This window comes from Actinokineospora sp. UV203 (assembly GCF_056323665.1).
Genome location: NZ_CM150484.1, coordinates 4,332,001 through 4,350,331 on the forward strand (window position 1 = coordinate 4,332,001; position 18,331 = coordinate 4,350,331).

Below are 18,331 nucleotides of genomic sequence, written 5' to 3' on the forward strand. Positions count from 1 at the left end.
CACGGGGGCGTTTCACCGCATTCGACGGGCTGCCGCACACTGTGGGGTGATGAGTGAGCACGAGAGGTTGGCCCAGTCCCCGACCGCCGACGCACCCTGGCGGCAGTGGGGTCCCTACCTCGCGGGCCGCCAGTGGGGCACGGTCCGCGAGGACTATTCCGCGAACGGTGACGCCTGGGGTTACTTCCCCTTCGAGCAGGCCAGGTCCCGCGCCTACCGGTGGGGTGAGGATGGGATCGCGGGCATCTGCGACCGGTTCGGGTTTCTCAATCTGGGCTTGGCCCTGTGGAACGGCCAGGACGAGATCCTCAAGGAACGCTACTTCGGCCTCACCAACGAAGAGGGCAACCACGGTGAGGACGTCAAGGAGTACTGGTGGATCACCGACGGCACCCCCACCCACTCCTGGATGAAATCGGTCTACCGCTACCCACAGGCCGCCTACCCCTACGAGCGCCTGCGTGAGCTGGCCCGGGCCGCGGGCCGCGACGGGCGGGAGCCGGAGCTGGCCGACACCGGTGTCCTCGACGGCAACCGGTTCTTCGACGTCGAGGTGACCTACGCGAAGGCAGCGCCCGACGACATCTGTGTCGAGATCACCGCCACCAACCACGGGCCCGACCCCGCGCCGCTGCATCTGGTGCCGCAGGTCTGGTTCCGCAACACCTGGTCGTGGGGCCGGGACGCCCGCAGGCCCGCGCTGATCGCCTCGACGGTCGACGGCTGGTCGCGGGTGGTGGCTGAGCACTCGAGCCTGGGCCGGTACACCCTGCATTTCGACGGCGACCCGCAACTCCTCGTGACCGACAACGAGACCGACGAGGCTTTGCTCTTCGGCCGCCCCGCCAACCCGAGCCGGTACACCAAGTCCGGCATCGGCGACCACATCGTCACCGGCGACCCCGACTCCTGCCAGGTCGTCCAGGCCGCCTCCCAGCCCGGGACGAAGGCCGCCGCCTGGTACCGGTTCGACGAGGTCGCGCCCGGCGAGTCGGTGACCGTCCGGCTGCGGCTCATCGCCGGTGACGGCCACGGCCGCGCGTTCGGCCGGAACTTCCAGGCGACCATCGACGAGCGCAAGGCCGAGGCTGACGGGTTCTACGACCGCGTCGCCCTCGGCGCCACGCCGGAGGAGAAGAAGGTCGCCCGCCGCGCCTACGCCGGGCTGCTGTGGACAAAGCAGCACTACCGCTTCCGGGTCCGCGAGTGGCTGGAAGGCGACCCGGCCCACCCGCCTGCGCCCGACGAGCGGAAAGGGCCGTGGGCGCGCAACCGGCACTGGACGCAGATGGACGTCGCCGACATCGTCTCGATGCCCGACGAGTGGGAGTACCCGTGGTTCGCCGCGTGGGACCTGGCCTTCCACATGGTGGCGTTCGCCCAGGTCGACCCCGCTTTCGCCAAGGACCAGCTGATCCTGCTGTGCCGCGAGTGGCTCATGCACCCCGACGGCAGGCTGCCCGCCTACGAGTGGGAGTTCGGCGACGTCAACCCGCCCGTGCACGCGTGGGCGACGCTGCAGGTCTACCGGGCCGAGCAGCGCGCGACCGGGCACGGCGACCGGCTGTTCCTCGCCCGGGTGTTCCACAAGCTGCTGCTGAACTTCTCCTGGTGGGTCAACCGCAAGGACCCGGAGGGCAACAACCTGTTCGAGGGCGGCTTCCTCGGCATGGACAACATCGGCCCGGTCAACCGCTCCGAGCAGCTGCCCGACGGGTGGCGGTTCGAGCAGTCCGACGCCACGTCCTGGATGGCCACCTACGCGCTGCACCTCATGCAGATGGCGTTGGAACTCGCCCGCCACGACGAGGCCTACGAGGACGTCGCCACCAAGTTCGTCGAGCACTTCCTGGCCATCGCCCAGGCCTCGACGCACTTCGGGTCGGCCGGGACGCCGATCTGGGACGAGGAGGACGGCTTCTGCTACGACCTGCTCTCCCGCGGCGGCGGCGAGTCCCGGCCGGTGCGGGTGCGGTCGATGGTCGGCCTGATCCCGCTGTTCGCCTCGGCGTCGCTGGAGCCGTGGGTGTTCACCGAGCTGCCAGCGTTCGCCGACCGGCTCAACTACGTGCTGCACCGCCAGCCCGAGTTCGGCCAGTTCCTCACCTGGCGTGAGGACGACGGCGAGCGCAGCGCGCTGCTGTCGCTGCTCGACGAGTCGAAGCTGCGCCGGGTCCTGACCCGGATGTTCGACGAGGGCGAGTTCCTCTCCCCGCACGGCATCAGGTCGCTCTCGGCCGCCCACCGCGGCGGCATCGAGGTCGACATCGCGGGCTACGGCCACCGCGTGGACTACGAGCCCGGCGAGTCCCGCACCCCGATGTTCGGCGGCAACTCCAACTGGCGCGGCCCGGTCTGGTTCCCGACCAACGCCCTGCTGGTCGAGGCGCTCACCGTGCTCGACGAGTTCCACCGGGGCCGCATCACCGTCGAGCTGCCCACCGGCTCGGCCAACCACGTCACCGCCGGTGAGGCCGCCCGCGAGCTTTCGCGTCGACTGTCGGCTCTCTTCTTGCCTGGTGCGGACGGCCACCGGCCCGCCAACGGCAAGCGGATCGAGGCGAGCGGCACGCCCCTGTGGGCCGAACACGTCACGTTCAGTGAATATTTCGACGGCGACACGGGCGAAGGCCTGGGTGCCTCGCACCAGACCGGGTGGACCGCGCTGGTCGCCGTGCTTATCGCCGGGTGGCCGAAAGCTGCCTGCTGAGCGGACTTCTTTCGGTCTTGACCTTCATAGGGCGCAAATGACGCGTGCCGGGTCAAGGTCGCGCAACAACTTGGCTGCGGAGCTGTGACAAACGAACTGGTACTGCACATCACGCTAAGACGGTGGCAGGATGCGTGCACTCGATCTGAACAAAGTTACGAGGAGTGACACCGTGCTTCGATCCAAGCTTAAGGTGCTCGCCCTGGTTCCCGCGCTGGCCCTTGCGGTCGCCGCGGCGGGCTGCGGGAAGACGGACACGCCCTCCGGGGGCACCACCCCAGGCGGAGCGGATGTCCCCCAGCTCATCAGTGCGGGCAAGCTGACCACCTGCACTGGTCTGCCGTACGAGCCGTTCCAGTTCGAGAAGGACGGCAAGGTCATCGGCTTCGACGTCGAACTCGTCGACCTGGTCGCCAAGAAGCTCAACGTCACGCAGGAGATCGTCGACACCCCGTTCGACGGCATCCAGTCCGGTGTGGACCTGAACTCCGGCAAGTGCGACCTCGCCGCCGCCGGTATGACGATCACCGACACGCGCAAGCAGAACTTCGACTTCTCCGACCCGTACTTCGACGCGACGCAGGCGCTCGTGGCGAAGAAGGGGGCAGGCATCACCGACCTCGCGTCCCTCAAGGGCAAGAAGCTGGCGGTGCAGAACGGCACCACCGGTGACGAGTACGCCAAGAAGAACGCCCCGGACGTCGAGCTGGTCACCTTCGAGGACCTCGGTCTGCTGCTGAACGCGGTGGAGACCGGCGCGGTCGACGCGGGCATCAACGACAACGGCGTGCTCTACGACTGGGCCAAGAAGAAGACCGACTACGAGGTCGTCAAGGAGTTCGACACCGGTGAGCAGTACGGCATCGGCGTCAAGAAGGGCAACGACAAGCTGCTGAAGATCATCAACGACACGCTCAAGGAAGCGAAGTCGAGCGGCGAGTACGACAAGATCTACGAGAAGTGGTTCGGCAAGAAGCCGAGCAAGTAGCGAACGGCCGCGGGGTCGGTGCGTCACCAACGCGCCGGCCCCGCCGCATGTCCGAGCCATTTCCCTAGGAGCAACACATGGCCATGACCAAACGCCAACGTGTCCGGGTTGTCCGCGGCGTCCAGTACGCCATCCTCGCCTTGGTAGTGCTGATCGGGGCCTTCACCGCCGACTTCGGCAAGATCCGCGCCGCGTTCTTCGACTTCGAGGTCGCGGGGAAGATGTTCCCCGAGGTCATCACCATCGCGCTGGTGAACACCCTCATCTACACCGGGCTGGGCTTCGGGTTCGGGCTGGTGCTCGGCGTGATCCTGGCCCTCATGCGACTGTCCACTGTCGTGGTGTACCGGTGGATCGCGGGTGCCTACATCGAGTTCTTCCGCGGCCTGCCCGCGCTGCTCGTCATCCTGGCGGTCGGCAGCGGTGTCCCGCTCGCCTTCGGCACGCAACTCGACCGCTATGTGTCGATCATGATCGCGCTCGGCATCGTCGGCTCGGCTTACATGGCCGAGACGATCCGCGCCGGCATCCAGGCGGTGCCGAAGGGGCAGGTCGAGGCCGCCCGGTCGCTGGGCATGTCGCCCACGAAGGCGATGCTCTGGATCGTCATCCCACAGGCGTTCAAGATCATCCTGCCGCCGCTGACCAACGAGCTGATCCTGCTCACCAAGGACTCGTCCCTGGTGCTTTTCCTCGGCTCCAGCCAGCTGCAGTACGAGCTGACCCAGTTCGGCCGCACCGAGCTCAACCAGTCCCGGAGCCTGACGCCGGTCCTGGTCGCGGGCATCTGTTATCTGATCATCACGATTCCCCTGTCGTACCTGTCCCGGTACCTGGAGAAGCGAACCGGCGGCAAGAAGATCGCCTCGCCGGAGAAGGTCGACGTGGACGTGGAGGCGACGAAGTGAGCGAGCCCGCCGTCCGGATCACCGGACTCACCAAGAGCTTCGGCCCCCTCGAAGTCCTCCGGGGCATCGATGTGGAGGTCGAGTCGGGCGAGGTCGTCTGTGTCATCGGCCCATCGGGCTCCGGCAAGTCGACGCTGCTGCGGTGCGTGAACCTGCTGGAGGAGCCCAACGGTGGCACCGTCGTCGTCAACGGCGTCGAGCTGACCCACCCCGACTGCGATCTCGACGAGGCGCGTCGACGCATCGGCATGGTGTTCCAGTCGTTCAACCTGTTCGGTCACCTCACGGTGATGAACAACCTCACCATCGCGCAGCGCAAGGTGCTCGGCCGCGGCAAGGCCGAGGCCGAGAAGGTCGCGATGGAGAACATGGAGCGCGTCGGGCTGGCCGACAAGGTCAACGCGCTGCCGAGTCAGCTCTCGGGCGGCCAGCAGCAGCGCGTGGCCATCGCGCGCGCCCTGTCGATGAACCCCGAGGTCATGCTGTTCGACGAGCCGACTTCCGCGCTCGACCCGGAACTCGTCGGCGAGGTGCTGACGGTCATGCGCCAGCTGGCCGACGAGGGCATGACGATGCTGGTCGTCACCCACGAGATGCAGTTCGCGAAGGAAGTCGCGGACAAGGTGCTCTTCATGGACGGCGGGTACGTCATCGAGCAGGGCCCGCCCGCGCAGGTGATCGGTGCGCCGCAGCACGAGCGCACCCAGTCGTTCCTCCGCCGGGTGCTCGACCCGACGCACCTCGACTGATTGGTCCATCCGGTTGCTTCGCACACGCGGGGCAACCGGGTGGGAACCAAGCGTGACCGGAATGCGTTCAACTTCTTGGGTTGATCAACTGAGGAGAAGCGCATGGCGATCGCGGACTGGGCCGGGGAATCGGGCGGTCCGGTGTTGGATCCGCACCGGCCGAACCCGCCCGAGTGGTCGCACATGCTCGCCGCCGACGTGCTTCGCGCGGTCGAGCCGGACAACGGTGGCGTGCTGCGCAGGCGCAAGCCCGCCACCGCGCCGGTACTGATCGTCTCCGACAAGTTCCTGATCGGCGAACTCGACCTGCGCGGGGTCGAATACCCCTATCTGCTGGAGTTCGTCCGCTGCCGGTTCGAGTTCGCGCCCGACCTTCGGCAGGGCAAGCTCGCGGGTGTCGAGTTCCGCGACTGCGCGCTTCCCGGGCTCTTCGGGCGGAACCTGCACACCGACAACGACGTGCTGCTTATCGCCGGCACCGTCGTGCAGGGCACGGTCGACCTGGTCGACGCCGCGATCCACGGATCCCTTGTGCTGCGCGGAAGCAAGCTCTTCGGCGCGGGCGGTCCGGCGCTGCACGCCGACCGGCTGCAGCTCGCCGGTGCCCTGCTCGCGGCGAACCTGCAGGCCGAAGGCGAGATCCGCATCCCCGGCATGCGCACCGGCGGCAACGTCAACTTCGCCGGCGCGCTCCTCAACAACCCCAAGGGTTTCGCCCTCAACGGCAACGGCATGCAAGTCGGCGGCAACCTGCACCTCACCCCCGACGGCGCGACCGGCGCCCCGTTCCGCAGCGTCGGCCAGGTGTTGCTCGCCAGCGCCCGCGTCGACAGCGACTTCTCCTTGCGGGGCGCCAAACTCGCGCCCCGCACCGAGCACTCGCGGCCGGTGCCCCCGGACGACCCGTTCTACGACCCCAACGCCACCCTGGTCGCCGACCGGTCCAAAGTGGACGGCAATGTCAATCTGGACCGCGGCTTCGCCAGCAGCGGCACGGTCCGCATCGTCAACGCGCACATCGGCGGCTCGCTTCGCCTGGCGCACGCCAGGGTCGATCTCTCCGGCGGTCGCGAGACGTTCCGCGACGACGCGGACGGCCCGCGGCCCGGCCCGTACGCCGATCGGTCCCTGCACTTCGACGGAACCGAGGTCCGCGGCGGCATCGACGCCCGCGACGCCCGCATCGCAGGCCAAGCACGGTTCGTCGACGTGAAAGTCCAGGGCAGCGTCCTGCTCGACCGCGCCGTGTTCAGCAACCGCTCGGGCGACGCCTTGGAGGGCAGGCGCTTCACCGTCGGCGGCAACCTCGACGCCCGCTCGGCCACGGTGTTCGGCTCGCTGCTGCTGCCCGGCATCACGATCGGCGCCAACGTCGACCTGCGCGGCAGCAAACTGCTGGCACCAGGGCACTACCACCGCGACCGCTCGCCGAAGCCGTCGCTCGACCTGCGCGTCGCCCACATCGGCCGAGACCTGATCCTCGCCGACAGCCACGCCGAAGGCGAGATCCGCATCCGCCGCGCCGAAGTCGGCCGGGAGACCAACTTCCAACGCGCCCGGCTCGCGAGCGGTACCAACGGCATCGCGCTCAACGCCTACGGCCTGCAAACGCAGGAACTGCGCATCGACGTCGGCACACCGCCGGGCGGCCGGGTCGACCTGCGGCACCTGCACTGCGCCGCCCTCGCTGACAACGAAGCCCTGTGGCACGCCTCGGGCGGCATCGAACTGCAGGACTTCCGCTACGACGCCCTCACCGCCCCGGTCGGCCTGGACGACGACGGCCGGATCGCCGAGCGGCTCGCCTGGCTGCGGCACGGCATGCGCGAGGTCTACCGTCCCGGCGCGTACGACCAGCTCGCCGCGATGCTGCGGGCTTCCGGCAACGAGGAACACGCCGCCACCGTGCTCGTGGAGAAGCAGCGCCGCCGCTACGTCGCCCTCGCCGACGGCGCGCACGTGACCCGGCCGGGAATCCATGCGTGGAGCTGGTTCCAGCGGTCCATGGTCGGCTACGGCTACCGGCCCACTCGCGCGTTGGCTTGGCTGATCGCTTGTCTGGTCGCGGGATCGGTCTGGTTCGCCGCCATCGAAGCCCCCCGTGAGTCCAACGAGGACGATCACCTCGTGTGGAACCCGGTCCTCTATACCCTGGACCTGATCGTGCCCATCGTCGACTTCGGACACAAGAACAAGTGGACGGTCGGCGGTGCCTCACAATGGATCGCGGCCGGGTTGGTCGCGGCGGGCTGGATTCTCGCGACCACGGTCGCCGCCGGTGTCACGCGAATGTTGCGGCGCAACAATTAGGCCTTCCACTGCGCGCTCGCGCGGGGCAGGATGCAGGCACCGTGCACCTTTGGCCATTGGAGATCCGATGCGACGCCGCACCGTCCTTGCCCTGACATTAGGGCTCGCTGTCACCGCCGTACCCGCCGCGGAGGCAGCACCGACCACCGGCGTGGGCCAGGTGTTCATGGTCAACCCCGTGCAGTCCAGCGGAAACCAGGCGCTCACCGACGCCAAGGACGCCGACTCCGCCGTGCCCGCGTCGGCGTACGCGACCGTCCCGCTGCGCAACCTCGACGGCTCCGGCACCCTCACCGGGCGCTGGGTCAACGTGCGCGCCGAAACGGGAAACCCGGCCAGGGCCGACGACGGCCGTTTCGTCTACACCCGCAGCCAGGACGAATTCGAACAGGTCATGGCGTACTTCTGGGGCAATGAGGCCCAGGAATACCTGCAGTCCCTCGGATTCGGTTCGCAACTGCGCCCGGTCAACGCCGAATCGCAGGACATCCGCACCAACCAGTGGGGCCAGGACAACTCGTACTCCTGGGACAAGCACGACATCATCCGCATGGGCAAGGGTGGAGTCGACGACGCCGAGGACGGCGAGGTCATCGTCCACGAGTACGGCCACGCGGTGCACGACGCCCAGGTCGCGGGCTTCGGCACGTCGCACGAGGCGGGCTCCATCGGCGAGGCGTTCGGCGACTACCTCGCCGTCACCGTCGGCCTGGCCGCCGCCCAGAACTACAACTGGCCGGTCAACGCCCCCGCCGCCTGCGTCGCCGACTGGGACGCGGTCAGCTACACCTCCACGGAGCCGCACTGCCTGCGTCGGATCGACACCGACCGCAAGTACGCGGACATGACCAACACCAGCGTCCACCGCGACGGCATGATCTGGTCCCGCGCCCTGTGGGACATCCGCACCGCCCTGGGTGCCAAGGTCGCCGACCGGATCATCATCAACGCCCAGTTCGGCTTCGCCCCCGACACCTCGTTCACCGCGGCGGCCCTGACCACCATCGCCACGGCCGACTCGATGGACGGCCCGGGCGCGGCGGCCACGGTCCGTGCGGCGTTCGCGGCTCGCGGCATACCGTCGGTATGACAAATCGTTTAGGGTGAGGCCATGAACTCACCGGACGCCCGCGCCCAGGTCGATGTCGAAGCCCCCGCCGATCAGGTGTTCTCGCTGGTCAGCGACCTTCCAGGCCTGGCGCGGGTGTCCGAGGAGTTCGCCCGCGGCAGCTGGCTGGACGGCGCCGCGGGACCCAAGGTCGGAGCCCGCTTCCGCGGCACGAACCGCCGAGGCCCCCGCGCCTGGTCGACGGTGTCCACCGTGACCGACGCCGACCCGACCCGCTTCGCCTTCGACGTGAAGTTCCTCGGCCTGCCGGTCTCGCGCTGGCAGTACGACATCGAGCCGACCGAGACCGGCTGCCGGGTCACGGAGAGCACCTGGGACCACCGCCCGGCCTGGCTGCGCCCGCTCACCGTCATCGGCACCGGCGTCACCGACCGCCGCGTGCACAACCAGTGCAACATCGAACGCACGCTGGCCAACCTCAAGCAGGCCGCGGAGGCCTGATCAGCCGCCATTCCGGAGCATGATCACGAGCAGTAGGAGCGCCGACGGGATCACCGTCAGGTAGTACTGCCACCAGTGCCAACGCTCGGTGCTCGCCTTGGCCGCGTAGCCGACGAACAGCGCCGTGATCACCATCGGGACAAGCAGTCGCCCGACCGCGTATCCAGCGCTCGAGCCCGGCATGGCGAAGATCAACACGAGCAGTGCCAGCCCACCGATGCCCGCCGCCGCGAACGCTTTGCCGTACGCGTCCGCGTTGGGCCTCGGCCTCGGCTCGACCGGCGGATATGGCGCTTGCGGTGCGTTCATGAGATCGGTCCTCCCCAGGATTCGGCCGAAACGTAGCAGCCGTTGTGCAAGCAGGCCGCCGAAGCCTGATCAAAGCGTGCGGTACACCTCGCGGCGGTGGGGGACCCGCACGACCGTCACGATGATTTTGTGGTCATCCACTTGGTAGACGACGCGATAGTCACCTATGCGGATCCGCATCACGCCGGCAGGCCGGCCGACGAGTGTTCGCGACCCTGGCGGCCGTGGTTCGTCGCCTAGGGCGGTGACGGCAAGCGCGATCCGGCGACCCGCCGGGCGATCAAGTTTCCGAAGTTCGCGGACCGCCGCGGCGGTCCACTCGATCTCGTACGCCACGGTTCAGGCGACGCCGAACTCGCTGAGAGTGTCGCGATGCGACACGCGTGGCTGTCGCTCTGAGAGTGCCGCCTGGGCAGCGGCGAGATCAGCCTCGTCTTCGACCCGCTCCAGCGCCCGGAGGTCCTCGATCGAGATCACCGCCGCGACCGGCCGGCCGTGCCTGGTCAGCACAGCCCGTTCGTGGGCGTGCTCGACCCGGGAAACCAGCTCACCCAGATGATCCCTGGCCGCGCTGATGGGCATCTCAGTCATACCCCAGATTGTGCAAAACGTGTCAATCGTTGAAACCGGTGCCGCAGGAACAGTGTGCCCCCTGTCGGTGTTCACTTCGCATGTGACTTCTCAGACCCGCGGCCGGGTGCGCGCCGCCGAGCTCGTCGGGCGTGGCTGGCTCAACACCGGCGGCAAGACCCTGCACCTAGGCGACTTCCGCGGCAAGGTCCTCCTGCTCGACTTCTGGACCTTCTGCTGCGTCAACTGCCTGCACGTCCTCGACGAACTGCGCCCACTCGAAGCCGAGTTCGCCGACGTCCTGGTCACCGTCGGCGTGCACTCGCCGAAGTTCGTGCACGAGGCCGACGCCGACGCGCTCGCCGCGGCCGTCGAGCGCTACGGGGTGCACCACCCGGTGCTCGACGACCCCGACCTGACGACCTGGCAGGCCTTCGCCGTCAAGGCGTGGCCGACGCTGGTCGTCATCGACCCCGAGGGCTACGTCGTGCACGTCGCCGCCGGTGAGGGGCATGTGGAGGCGTTGCGGCGGGTCATCACCGAGGTCGTCGCCGAGCACGAGGCCAAGGGCACCCTGCACCGCGGCGACGGCCCGTACATCCCTCCGGTGCCCGCCGAAACCGACCTGCGCTTCCCCGCGAAGGCCATCAATACCGGGACCGGCACGCTGCTCGTCGCCGACACCACTCACCACCGGGTCGTCGAGATGGACGGTGACGACATCGTCCGGGTCTTCGGCACCGGCGAGCGCGGCCGCCAAGACGGCGAAGCGGCCACCTTCTCCGAGCCCTCGGGCCTGACCCTGCTGCCCGCGCACGTCGCCGAAGCGGTCGGCTACCACGTTGTCGTCGCCGACACGGTCAACCACCTGCTGCGCGGGATCAACCTCGACACCGACGAGGTCACCACGGTCGCGGGCACCGGCAACCAGTGGCTGGCAGGCGCGACCGACGGCCCGGCGACCAAGATCGACCTGACCAGCCCCTGGGACGTGGCCTGGTGGGAGCCCGCGGGCGGCGTCGTCATCGCGATGGCGGGCAACCACACGCTCGGCCGGTTCGACCCGGTCGCGGGCGAGGTCTCCCGCTTCGCGGGCACCACCGTCGAAGGCTTGGTGGACGGCACGCCGACCGAGGCCTTCTTCGCCCAGACCTCCGGTTTCGCCCCCACCGCCGACCGCCTGTGGATGGCCGACGCCGAGACCTCGGCCCTGCGCTGGATCAACGCGGGGGACTTCGCCGTGCACACCGCGGTCGGCAAAGGCCTGTTCGCCTTCGGCCACCGCGACGGCCACGCCGACGAGGCACTGCTGCAGCACCCGTTGGGGGTCGCGGTCCTCGACGACAGCACCGTCGCCATCGCCGACACCTACAACGGCGCCATCCGCCGCTACGACCCGGCCACCGGCCAGGTCAGCACGCTGGTCACCGGCATCGCCGAACCCTCCGGCATCGTCGTTCGGGGCAGCGAGCTGATCGTCGTCGCCTCGGCCGCGCACCGGCTTGAACGGCACACCGCAGCCGCCCTGCACACCGGAGCCGCCCTGCACGTCGACGGCGAGGCGCACGAGGTGCGCAGGCCGCCGTCGGACATCGCCCCGGGCGAGCTCGAACTGGTCGTCGTCTTCGCCCCGCAGAACGGGCAGAAGCTCGACGACCGCTACGGCCCGTCGACCCGGCTGGAAGTGACCTCCTCCCCGCCGGAACTGCTCGTCGAAGGTGCGGGCGTCGGCACCGACCTGACCCGTCGGCTGGTCGTGGCCCCGGATATCCCCGAGGGTGTGCTGCACGTCGTGGCGCAGGCCGCCAGCTGCGACGACGACTCCGAGCACGCGGCATGCCACCTGACCAGGCAAGACTGGGGTGTGCCGGTCCGGGTCACGGCCGCGGGCGCGAGCCGTCTACCCCTGATGCTGGGCGGGCTGGACTCCAGTCCATAGCACGCGTGCGGGTCGAGCGCGAGTAGACGGTTACCATTCGTCGGTGCCGGAACAGAAACTCGAGATCCAGATGCTGCACGACCGGCTGCTGGTCGAGCTCACCCCCGAGGAGGGCGAGCGGCGCAGCTCCGGAGGCATCGTCATCCCCGCGACCGCGCAGGTGGCCAAGCGGCTCGCGTGGGGAGACGTTCTCGGGATCGGCACCAACGTGCGGAACATCAAGGTCGGCGACCGGGTGCTGTTCAACCCCGACGACCAGCTGGAAATCGAGATCCACGGTCGGGGGCGACTGGTGATGCGCGAACGGGACGTGCACGCCATCGCGAGTGAGCGCATTGAGCACGGAACCGGTTTGTATCTGTAGCGCGGGGATCGTCAAGGGGAAGGTGTAGGGCGTGCCGGACGACCACAAGTGGCCGCAGGAGCACAGCTGGCCGGAGTCGAGTGGGGAGCTCACCGAGCTGATCCCCAGGGTTCCGGGCGGTCCATGGGATGAGGGGACCGAGCAGTTCCGGCCCGCCGAACCCGCCGAAACCGGAGCCCCCGAGGGCCGCTCCTGGCGCAAGCCCGCGATCATCGCGGGCGCGGTCGTCGGCGCGCTCGGCCTGCTCTACGGCGTGGACATGCTGATGAGCAGCGGCGAAGTCCCCCGCGGTGTCATGGTCGCGGGCGTCGAGGTCGGCGGGATGTCGCAGACCGAAGCCGAGCGGACCCTGCGCGAGCAGATCGAGCCGCGCCTGTCGAAGCCGGTCCAGATCCGCGCGGGCAGTGTCGAGGACCAGATCGACCCGACCAAGTCCGGGCTCACCCTGGACTGGCCCGCCACGCTCGACCAGGCGGGCGACCAGCCGCTCAACCCGATCGTCCGGATCACCTCGCTGTTCAGCACCCGTGAGGTCGGTGTCGTCACCGGCACGAACGACGTCGCCCTGGACGAGGCCGTCGAGCAGCTCAAGGCCAAGGTCACCCGCCCGCCGGTCGAAGGCGGCATCAAGTTCGACGGCGCGACCCCGGCCATGGTGGACCCGGCGCCCGGCCAGGACCTCGACGCGGGCAAGGCTCGCGCGGCGCTCGTCGCCGACTGGGCGGGCGGCAAGGCGGTCGAGCTCCCGGTCACGGAGACGCCGGTCAAGACCACCCCCGAGGGCGTGAAGGCCGCGTTCGAGGAGGTCGCCAAGCCCGCTGTCGCCGCGCCCGTCGTGGTGAAGGGCGAGGGCAAGGACGCCAAGATCGAGCCCACCGTCATCGCGTCGGCCCTGACCTTCGAGGTCGCCGAAGGCGGCGGCCTGACGCCGGAGCTGGACACCGCGAAGATCGTCGAGGCGGTCAAGCCCCAGCTCGCGTCCACCGAGAAGGAAGGCAAGGACGCCCTCGTCGTCTTCGAGGGCGGCGCCCCGACCGTGACCCCGTCGGTCGACGGCATGGGGATCAAGTACGACACCGCGTTCGCGACGCTGCTCGACGTCCTCAAGAAGCCGAACCCCCGCGAGATCAAGGTCGAGTACGCCAAGACCCCCGCGAAGGTGACCACCGAGCAGGCCAACCAGCTCGGCATCAAGGAGGTCATCGGCGAGTTCACCACCAAGGGATTCGCCCCGGACTCCGGCGTCAACATCCGCGTCACCGCGGAGAAGGTCAACGGCGCGATCGTCAAGCCGGGCGAGACGTTCAGCCTCAACGGCCACACCGGTCCGCGCACCACGGCCCAGGGCTACGTCGAGGCGGGCGTGATCAAGGACGGCGCGCCGGGGCGCGAGGTCGGCGGCGGCATCTCCCAGTTCGCCACGACCCTCTACAACGCGAGCTACTTCGCCGCGCTCAAGGACGCCGGGCACAAGGAGCACAGCTACTACATCAGCCGCTACCCGGCCGCGCGCGAGGCCACGGTGTTCCAGGACCACGCGGGCAACAGCATCATCGACATCAAGTTCACCAACGACTCGGCCACCGGCATCGCCATCCAGACGATCTGGACGCCGTCGTCGATCACGGTGAAGATCTGGGGCACCAAGAAGTACACCGTCGAATCGGTGGCAGGCGGCCGCACGGCCGAGACGCCGCCGTTCGAGAAGCAGGGCCCGGCCGCCAACTGCAAGCCCAGCAACGGCGCCCCGGGCTTCACCACCTCCGACACCCGGATCATCCGCGACGCGGCGACGGGCGCTGAGGTCCGGCGCAACACCCGGACGGTGAAGTACAACCCGCAGCCGAAGATCACCTGCCCGCCGCCTCCACCGGCGGGCTGATCCGGCACGACGACAAGGGTCCCGGTGAAGTTTCACCGGGACCCGTCGTCGTCTCAGTGGGTCAATGCCGTGAAGCGGTTGTCCCGCCGCGCATCTTCGCCCAGATGGCTGCCACCAGTGTGACCGCGATGACCGCGACGATCACCTGGAGGATGACCTCCAGGAAGTCGATCCCGTCCGTCTTGTCCCAGCCGAACGGCTTGGCCAGCAGCGTGCCGAGGAACGCGGCCGCGATACCGGTCAGAATGGTCAGCCACCACGGGATCTTCTGGTCGCCGGGCGCGATCGCCCGGCCGACGACGCCGAGAATGGCCCCGACGATGATCGCGCTGATAATGCCGCCTACACCCATGTCAGCTCCTCGCTTCGAGGCGTGATCGAACGCTTCACGAAAGCCTGGCACCGCCGAGTTGACCCCGCCTGTCGTGGCACAGTGATCGCCGACGAAATATCACTCAAGTGGGTGAAGTTCGTGCCGCTGTAACCCGTTTGACGGACCCCCGTGTCGTGCCGGACGAAAAGGCGGCGGTCACCCGGGGGTGACCGCCGCCGTCCGCGCCGCGGGAAGCGCTCGAATCAGAAAGCGGACTCGTCGATGTCCATCAGGTCGTTGTCGGCCGACTCGACGATCTTGCGACCGGCGGTGAGCTCGGGCAGGACGTTCTTCGCGAAGAAGGACGCCACGGCGACCTTGCCCTCGTAGAACGGCTTGTCCTTCTCCGAGGCGCCCGCGTCCAGCTTGGCCAGGGCGATCTCGGCCTGGCGCTGCAGCAACCAGCCGACCATCAGGTCGCCGGTCGCCATCAGCAGGCGGACGCTGTGCTGGCCCACCTTGTAGATGTTGCGGGAGTCCTCCTGCGACGCGGTCAGGAACTGGATGAGGGCGCCGAGCATGCCCTGCACGTCCTCCAGCGCCTGCTTCAGCAGCTCGCGCTCCTGCTTCAGGCGACCGTTCCCGCTCTCGCTCTCGATGAACTTCGTGATCTCGCCTGCGACGAACGCGAGGCCCTGGCCCTTGTCGCGGACGATCTTGCGGAAGAAGAAGTCCAGCGACTGGATCGCCGTGGTGCCCTCGTACAGCGAGTCGATCTTCGAGTCGCGGATGTACTGCTCGATCGGATAGTCCTGCAGGAAGCCGGAGCCGCCGAGGGTCTGCAGCGACTGCACGAGCTGCTCGGTGGCCCGCTCGGAGCCGACACCCTTGACGATCGGCAGCAGCAGGTCGTTGACCCGCTCGGCCAGCTTGATGGAGGCCTCGTCGCCCTCCTGGGTCCAGACCTGGTCCTGGAAGGTGGCGTTGTAGAGGTACACCGCGCGCAGGCCCTCGGCGTAGGCCTTCTGCAGCATCAGGCTGCGGCGCACGTCGGGGTGGTGGGTGATGGTGACGCGCGGGGCGGACTTGTCGACCATGTTCGGCAGGTCGGCGCCCTGCACGCGCTCCTTGGCGTACTCCAGGGCGTTCAGGTAGCCGGTGGACAGCGTGGCGATGGCCTTGGTGCCGACCATCATCCGGGCGTACTCGATGACCTGGAACATCTGCGCGATGCCGTTGTGCACCTCGCCGAGGAGCCAGCCCACGGCCGGGGTGCCGTGCTGGCCGAAGGTGACCTCGCACGTGGTGGAGACCTTCAGGCCCATCTTGTGCTCGACGTTGGTCACGAAGGCGCCGTTGCGCTCGCCGGGCTCGCCGGTCTCGCTGTCGAAGTGGAACTTCGGCACCAGGAACAGGCTCAGGCCCTTGGTGCCCGGGCCGTGTCCGTCGGGACGGGCCAGCACCAAGTGCATGATGTTCTCGGTGATGTCCTGGTCACCGGAGGTGATGAAGCGCTTGACGCCGTCGATGTGCCAGGTGCCGTCGTCCTGCTTGAACGCCTTGGTGCGGCCCGCGCCGACGTCCGAACCGGCGTCCGGCTCGGTGAGGACCATCGTCGCGCCCCAGGCGCGCTCGATCATGATCTTGGCCCAGCGCTTCTGCTCTTCGGTGCCGTTGTTGTTCACCACCGCGGCGAAGCCCGGGCCCGCCATGTACATGAACAGGGCGGGGTTCGAGCCGAGGATCAGCTCGGCGGCGGCCCACGACACTGACGGGGGCAGGCCGAAGCCGCCCAGCTCGTCGGTCAGGCCCAGCCGCCACCACTCGCCGTCCCAGAGCGCCTTGTACGACTTCTTGAAGGCCTCGGGCAGCGTGGCGCTGAACGTCTTGGGGTCGTAGACCGGCGGGTTGCGGTCGGCTTCGGCGAAGGAGTCCGCCAACGGGCCGACGGCCAGCTTGTTCAGCTCGGCCAGCACACCGCGGGCGGTGTCCTCGTCGGATTCGGCCAGAACGCCCTTGCCCAGTCGGTCCTGGACGTTGAACACCTCGAACAGGTTGAACTCGAGGTCTCGGACGTTGCTCTTGTAGTGACCCATCTGGATGCTCCGTGTCTTCACGCGAGAGAGTGCTACTCACCGGTAACAACAGGATATTACTTGTCAGTAACCTCGGCAAGTGAATTCGCGTACGCGGACGGGTGATGGGCCGGTGGTTCCGGTCACGTGCCCGTTCGTGAAGGGGTGTCCGGTGCCGGCTGACGTGGTGATTCCTGCGTGAGTAGTACACCGGACCGGAAGCCCACGGCGACCGCGTGTGTGCGGTCACGGGCGCCGAGTTTTCGCAGAATGCTCTTCACGTGGGTCCGCACGGTTTCCACGGACACATAGAGGATCTTCGCGATCGCCTGGTTCTCCAGTCCGTCGGCGATGAGCTGCAGCACCTGGAACTCCCGCCGGGACAGCGGCAGCGTGGCGTCCGGCACCCTGGTCAGCCGTCCCCGCGGGGCCGCGACGGTCTGGGCGAGCGCCGGATCGACGTAGCGGCGGTCCGTCCGGACGGACCGGATCGCGTCGATGATCTGTGGCGGCTCCGCGGAGCGCAAGATCACACCGTGCACCCCCGAGGCGATCGCGGTCGCCACGTACTGGGTGGTCCGGTGTGCGTCACGGATCATGACCAGCGTGGTCAGGCTCGGGTTCGCCGCCGCCAGCATGTTGCTCAGGTGGCTGCGGGGGTCGAGTCCGGAGTCGATGAGCACGACGTTCGGGTGGTACCGCTCGGCGAACTGCACCGCCCCCTGTGGCGTGTCCGTGGCGCCGAGCCAGGTGAAGCCCGCTGTGCGCATGATCAGCGCCGATAGTCCCTCGCGGAACAGCGGCACGCCGTCTACGAGCGCGACACCTAAGCCGCCCTCCAGCGGCCGGGCCATCCCCGGCTGGGTGAAACTATGTGGCATTCGACGTCCTCCAGACTTTCCCCGTCCGGGACTGGACGCGCGGGTGCGTACGTCGTGACGTGCTGCTCGGTGTTCGTTTCCATGGCCGTTGACAAACTCACCCTTCAGGGTGATAACGCTGTGATCTAGATTACACTCCAATACGGTACTTCGGCAGACCGTGGAACCGGACGAACTTCCTTACCCGCCAGTAGTGCAAGGAATGTTTAGGGATCGGTCGGTGGTCCGGGATAAGGTCACCAAGGGTCAGATCAGTAATCGGTCGGACGCGGTGCGTGATTCCAACCCATGGGCTAAGGGGGCGGCGGTGGAACCAGGCGCGGTGCGCAACGCGGACGAGTGGTTCCGGCTCATGGTCGAAACCGGGCTCGCACCTGGTCTCCGCGCTTTGGGGCTGGCGGGCAAGGGTCGTCGCTACCGGATGGTCCGCGACTCCCACGTCGGCCAGGTGTCGATCTTGCAGTCCAACCTCGGTCCGCGCGCCACACGGTTCACCCTCGCGCTGAGTGTCTCCGCGACCGACGAGTGGACCAGTCAGCTTCGAATCCGACCGTACCTGCGCGGCGCGGGCCACGCGGGCACCGGCTGGCAGGAGCGCATCGGCAATCTGATCCTCGTCGGCGCCGGTGTCCCCATCGGCGACCTGTGGTGGCAGGTCGACGTGGGCAAGCCCTTCGGTTCCCTCTCCCGCGAGGTCCTCACCACGGTCCGCGAGTTCGGCCTGCCCGCGATGTACGACGAGATCCGCAGCCGGGTCAAGTAA

Annotated in this window: 17 protein-coding genes; 11 read left to right on the forward strand and 6 right to left on the reverse strand. The window is 68.3% G+C overall.

Going from position 1 to position 18,331, the window contains the following annotated elements; all coding sequences use genetic code 11:
* Window positions 1-49 precede the first annotated feature (49 nt).
* The 7 genes from ACUZ2Y_RS20605 (at window position 50) to ACUZ2Y_RS20635 (ending at window position 9,235) form a co-directional block, all read left to right on the forward strand.
* A complete protein-coding gene (locus ACUZ2Y_RS20605) occupies window positions 50-2,710 on the forward strand; it encodes an MGH1-like glycoside hydrolase domain-containing protein (protein WP_476321291.1) in 2,661 nt (886 codons plus the stop codon).
* Between the two features lie 172 nt (window positions 2,711-2,882).
* Entirely contained in the window at window positions 2,883-3,698 is an 816-nt protein-coding gene (locus ACUZ2Y_RS20610) for an ABC transporter substrate-binding protein (protein WP_476321293.1), read from the forward strand.
* 77 nt (window positions 3,699-3,775) lie between these two features.
* On the forward strand, window positions 3,776-4,606 hold the full coding sequence (locus ACUZ2Y_RS20615; RefSeq protein ID WP_476321295.1) for an amino acid ABC transporter permease: 831 nt from the start codon (window positions 3,776-3,778) through the stop codon (window positions 4,604-4,606).
* Window positions 4,603-5,355 carry an amino acid ABC transporter ATP-binding protein gene (locus tag ACUZ2Y_RS20620; protein WP_476321297.1) on the forward strand — a complete coding sequence of 251 codons (753 nt, stop codon included), beginning with the start codon at window positions 4,603-4,605 and terminating at the stop codon, window positions 5,353-5,355. Before ACUZ2Y_RS20615 ends, ACUZ2Y_RS20620 begins: the two co-directional genes overlap by 4 nt.
* 102 nt (window positions 5,356-5,457) lie before the next feature.
* The gene (locus ACUZ2Y_RS20625) at window positions 5,458-7,665 is read left to right on the forward strand and encodes a hypothetical protein (RefSeq protein WP_476321299.1); all 2,208 of its coding nucleotides are present in this window, start codon (window positions 5,458-5,460) and stop codon (window positions 7,663-7,665) included.
* A 67-nt stretch (window positions 7,666-7,732) separates the two neighbouring features.
* Window positions 7,733-8,755 (forward strand): M36 family metallopeptidase, encoded by a 1,023-nt coding sequence (locus tag ACUZ2Y_RS20630; RefSeq protein WP_476321301.1) that lies wholly within the window; start codon window positions 7,733-7,735, stop codon window positions 8,753-8,755.
* Window positions 8,756-8,776: 21 nt separating this feature from the next.
* Window positions 8,777-9,235 (forward strand): SRPBCC family protein, encoded by a 459-nt coding sequence (locus tag ACUZ2Y_RS20635; protein WP_476321302.1) that lies wholly within the window; start codon window positions 8,777-8,779, stop codon window positions 9,233-9,235.
* Here the strand turns inward: ACUZ2Y_RS20635 and ACUZ2Y_RS20640 are convergent, their stop codons facing one another.
* The 3 genes from ACUZ2Y_RS20640 to ACUZ2Y_RS20650 all read right to left on the reverse strand — a co-directional run bounded on the left by ACUZ2Y_RS20640 (window position 9,236) and on the right by ACUZ2Y_RS20650 (window position 10,135).
* Window positions 9,236-9,544 carry a hypothetical protein gene (locus tag ACUZ2Y_RS20640; protein WP_476321304.1) on the reverse strand — a complete coding sequence of 103 codons (309 nt, stop codon included), beginning with the start codon at window positions 9,542-9,544 and terminating at the stop codon, window positions 9,236-9,238. It lies immediately after the preceding gene.
* 69 nt (window positions 9,545-9,613) lie between these two features.
* On the reverse strand, window positions 9,614-9,880 hold the full coding sequence (locus tag ACUZ2Y_RS20645; RefSeq protein WP_476321306.1) for a type II toxin-antitoxin system RelE family toxin: 267 nt from the start codon (window positions 9,878-9,880) through the stop codon (window positions 9,614-9,616).
* A gap of 3 nt (window positions 9,881-9,883) precedes the next feature.
* A complete protein-coding gene (locus ACUZ2Y_RS20650; RefSeq protein WP_476321308.1) occupies window positions 9,884-10,135 on the reverse strand; it encodes a type II toxin-antitoxin system Phd/YefM family antitoxin in 252 nt (83 codons plus the stop codon).
* Between the two features lie 106 nt (window positions 10,136-10,241).
* Between ACUZ2Y_RS20650 and ACUZ2Y_RS20655 the strand changes: the two genes are divergently transcribed.
* The 3 genes from ACUZ2Y_RS20655 to ACUZ2Y_RS20665 all read left to right on the forward strand — a co-directional run bounded on the left by ACUZ2Y_RS20655 (window position 10,242) and on the right by ACUZ2Y_RS20665 (window position 14,299).
* Complete coding sequence (locus ACUZ2Y_RS20655; RefSeq protein WP_476331970.1) at window positions 10,242-12,053, forward strand: NHL domain-containing thioredoxin family protein; 1,812 nt, start codon at window positions 10,242-10,244, stop codon at window positions 12,051-12,053.
* 70 nt (window positions 12,054-12,123) lie between these two features.
* A complete protein-coding gene (locus ACUZ2Y_RS20660) occupies window positions 12,124-12,417 on the forward strand; it encodes a GroES family chaperonin (RefSeq protein ID WP_476331972.1) in 294 nt (97 codons plus the stop codon).
* A 31-nt stretch (window positions 12,418-12,448) separates the two neighbouring features.
* Entirely contained in the window at window positions 12,449-14,299 is a 1,851-nt protein-coding gene (locus tag ACUZ2Y_RS20665) for a VanW family protein (RefSeq protein WP_476321310.1), read from the forward strand.
* A gap of 61 nt (window positions 14,300-14,360) precedes the next feature.
* Here the strand turns inward: ACUZ2Y_RS20665 and ACUZ2Y_RS20670 are convergent, their stop codons facing one another.
* The 3 genes from ACUZ2Y_RS20670 to ACUZ2Y_RS20680 all read right to left on the reverse strand — a co-directional run bounded on the left by ACUZ2Y_RS20670 (window position 14,361) and on the right by ACUZ2Y_RS20680 (window position 17,568).
* Window positions 14,361-14,651: a GlsB/YeaQ/YmgE family stress response membrane protein gene (locus tag ACUZ2Y_RS20670; protein WP_476321312.1), complete on the reverse strand. Its 291-nt coding sequence runs from the start codon at window positions 14,649-14,651 to the stop codon at window positions 14,361-14,363.
* Window positions 14,652-14,875: 224 nt separating this feature from the next.
* On the reverse strand, window positions 14,876-16,708 hold the full coding sequence (locus tag ACUZ2Y_RS20675; RefSeq protein ID WP_476321314.1) for an acyl-CoA dehydrogenase: 1,833 nt from the start codon (window positions 16,706-16,708) through the stop codon (window positions 14,876-14,878).
* A gap of 122 nt (window positions 16,709-16,830) precedes the next feature.
* Window positions 16,831-17,568, reverse strand: a complete 738-nt coding sequence (locus ACUZ2Y_RS20680) for a response regulator transcription factor (protein ID WP_476321316.1) — start codon at window positions 17,566-17,568, stop codon at window positions 16,831-16,833.
* A 307-nt stretch (window positions 17,569-17,875) separates the two neighbouring features.
* Between ACUZ2Y_RS20680 and ACUZ2Y_RS20685 the strand changes: the two genes are divergently transcribed.
* The gene (locus ACUZ2Y_RS20685) at window positions 17,876-18,331 is read left to right on the forward strand and encodes a hypothetical protein (RefSeq protein ID WP_476321318.1); all 456 of its coding nucleotides are present in this window, start codon (window positions 17,876-17,878) and stop codon (window positions 18,329-18,331) included.

Coding starts and splice junctions, on each gene's coding strand:
- ACUZ2Y_RS20660 (WP_476331972.1), top strand. CDS start 12,124: ATGCTGCACGACCGGCTGCTGGTCGAGCTCACCCCCGAGGAGGGCGAG.
- ACUZ2Y_RS20615 (WP_476321295.1), top strand. CDS start 3,776: ATGGCCATGACCAAACGCCAACGTGTCCGGGTTGTCCGCGGCGTCCAG.
- ACUZ2Y_RS20670 (WP_476321312.1), bottom strand. CDS start 14,651: ATGGGTGTAGGCGGCATTATCAGCGCGATCATCGTCGGGGCCATTCTC.
- ACUZ2Y_RS20625 (WP_476321299.1), top strand. CDS start 5,458: ATGGCGATCGCGGACTGGGCCGGGGAATCGGGCGGTCCGGTGTTGGAT.
- ACUZ2Y_RS20675 (WP_476321314.1), bottom strand. CDS start 16,708: ATGGGTCACTACAAGAGCAACGTCCGAGACCTCGAGTTCAACCTGTTC.
- ACUZ2Y_RS20680 (WP_476321316.1), bottom strand. CDS start 17,568: ATGCCACATAGTTTCACCCAGCCGGGGATGGCCCGGCCGCTGGAGGGC.
- ACUZ2Y_RS20630 (WP_476321301.1), top strand. CDS start 7,733: ATGCGACGCCGCACCGTCCTTGCCCTGACATTAGGGCTCGCTGTCACC.
- ACUZ2Y_RS20650 (WP_476321308.1), bottom strand. CDS start 10,135: ATGACTGAGATGCCCATCAGCGCGGCCAGGGATCATCTGGGTGAGCTG.
- ACUZ2Y_RS20640 (WP_476321304.1), bottom strand. CDS start 9,544: ATGAACGCACCGCAAGCGCCATATCCGCCGGTCGAGCCGAGGCCGAGG.
- ACUZ2Y_RS20605 (WP_476321291.1), top strand. CDS start 50: ATGAGTGAGCACGAGAGGTTGGCCCAGTCCCCGACCGCCGACGCACCC.
- ACUZ2Y_RS20635 (WP_476321302.1), top strand. CDS start 8,777: ATGAACTCACCGGACGCCCGCGCCCAGGTCGATGTCGAAGCCCCCGCC.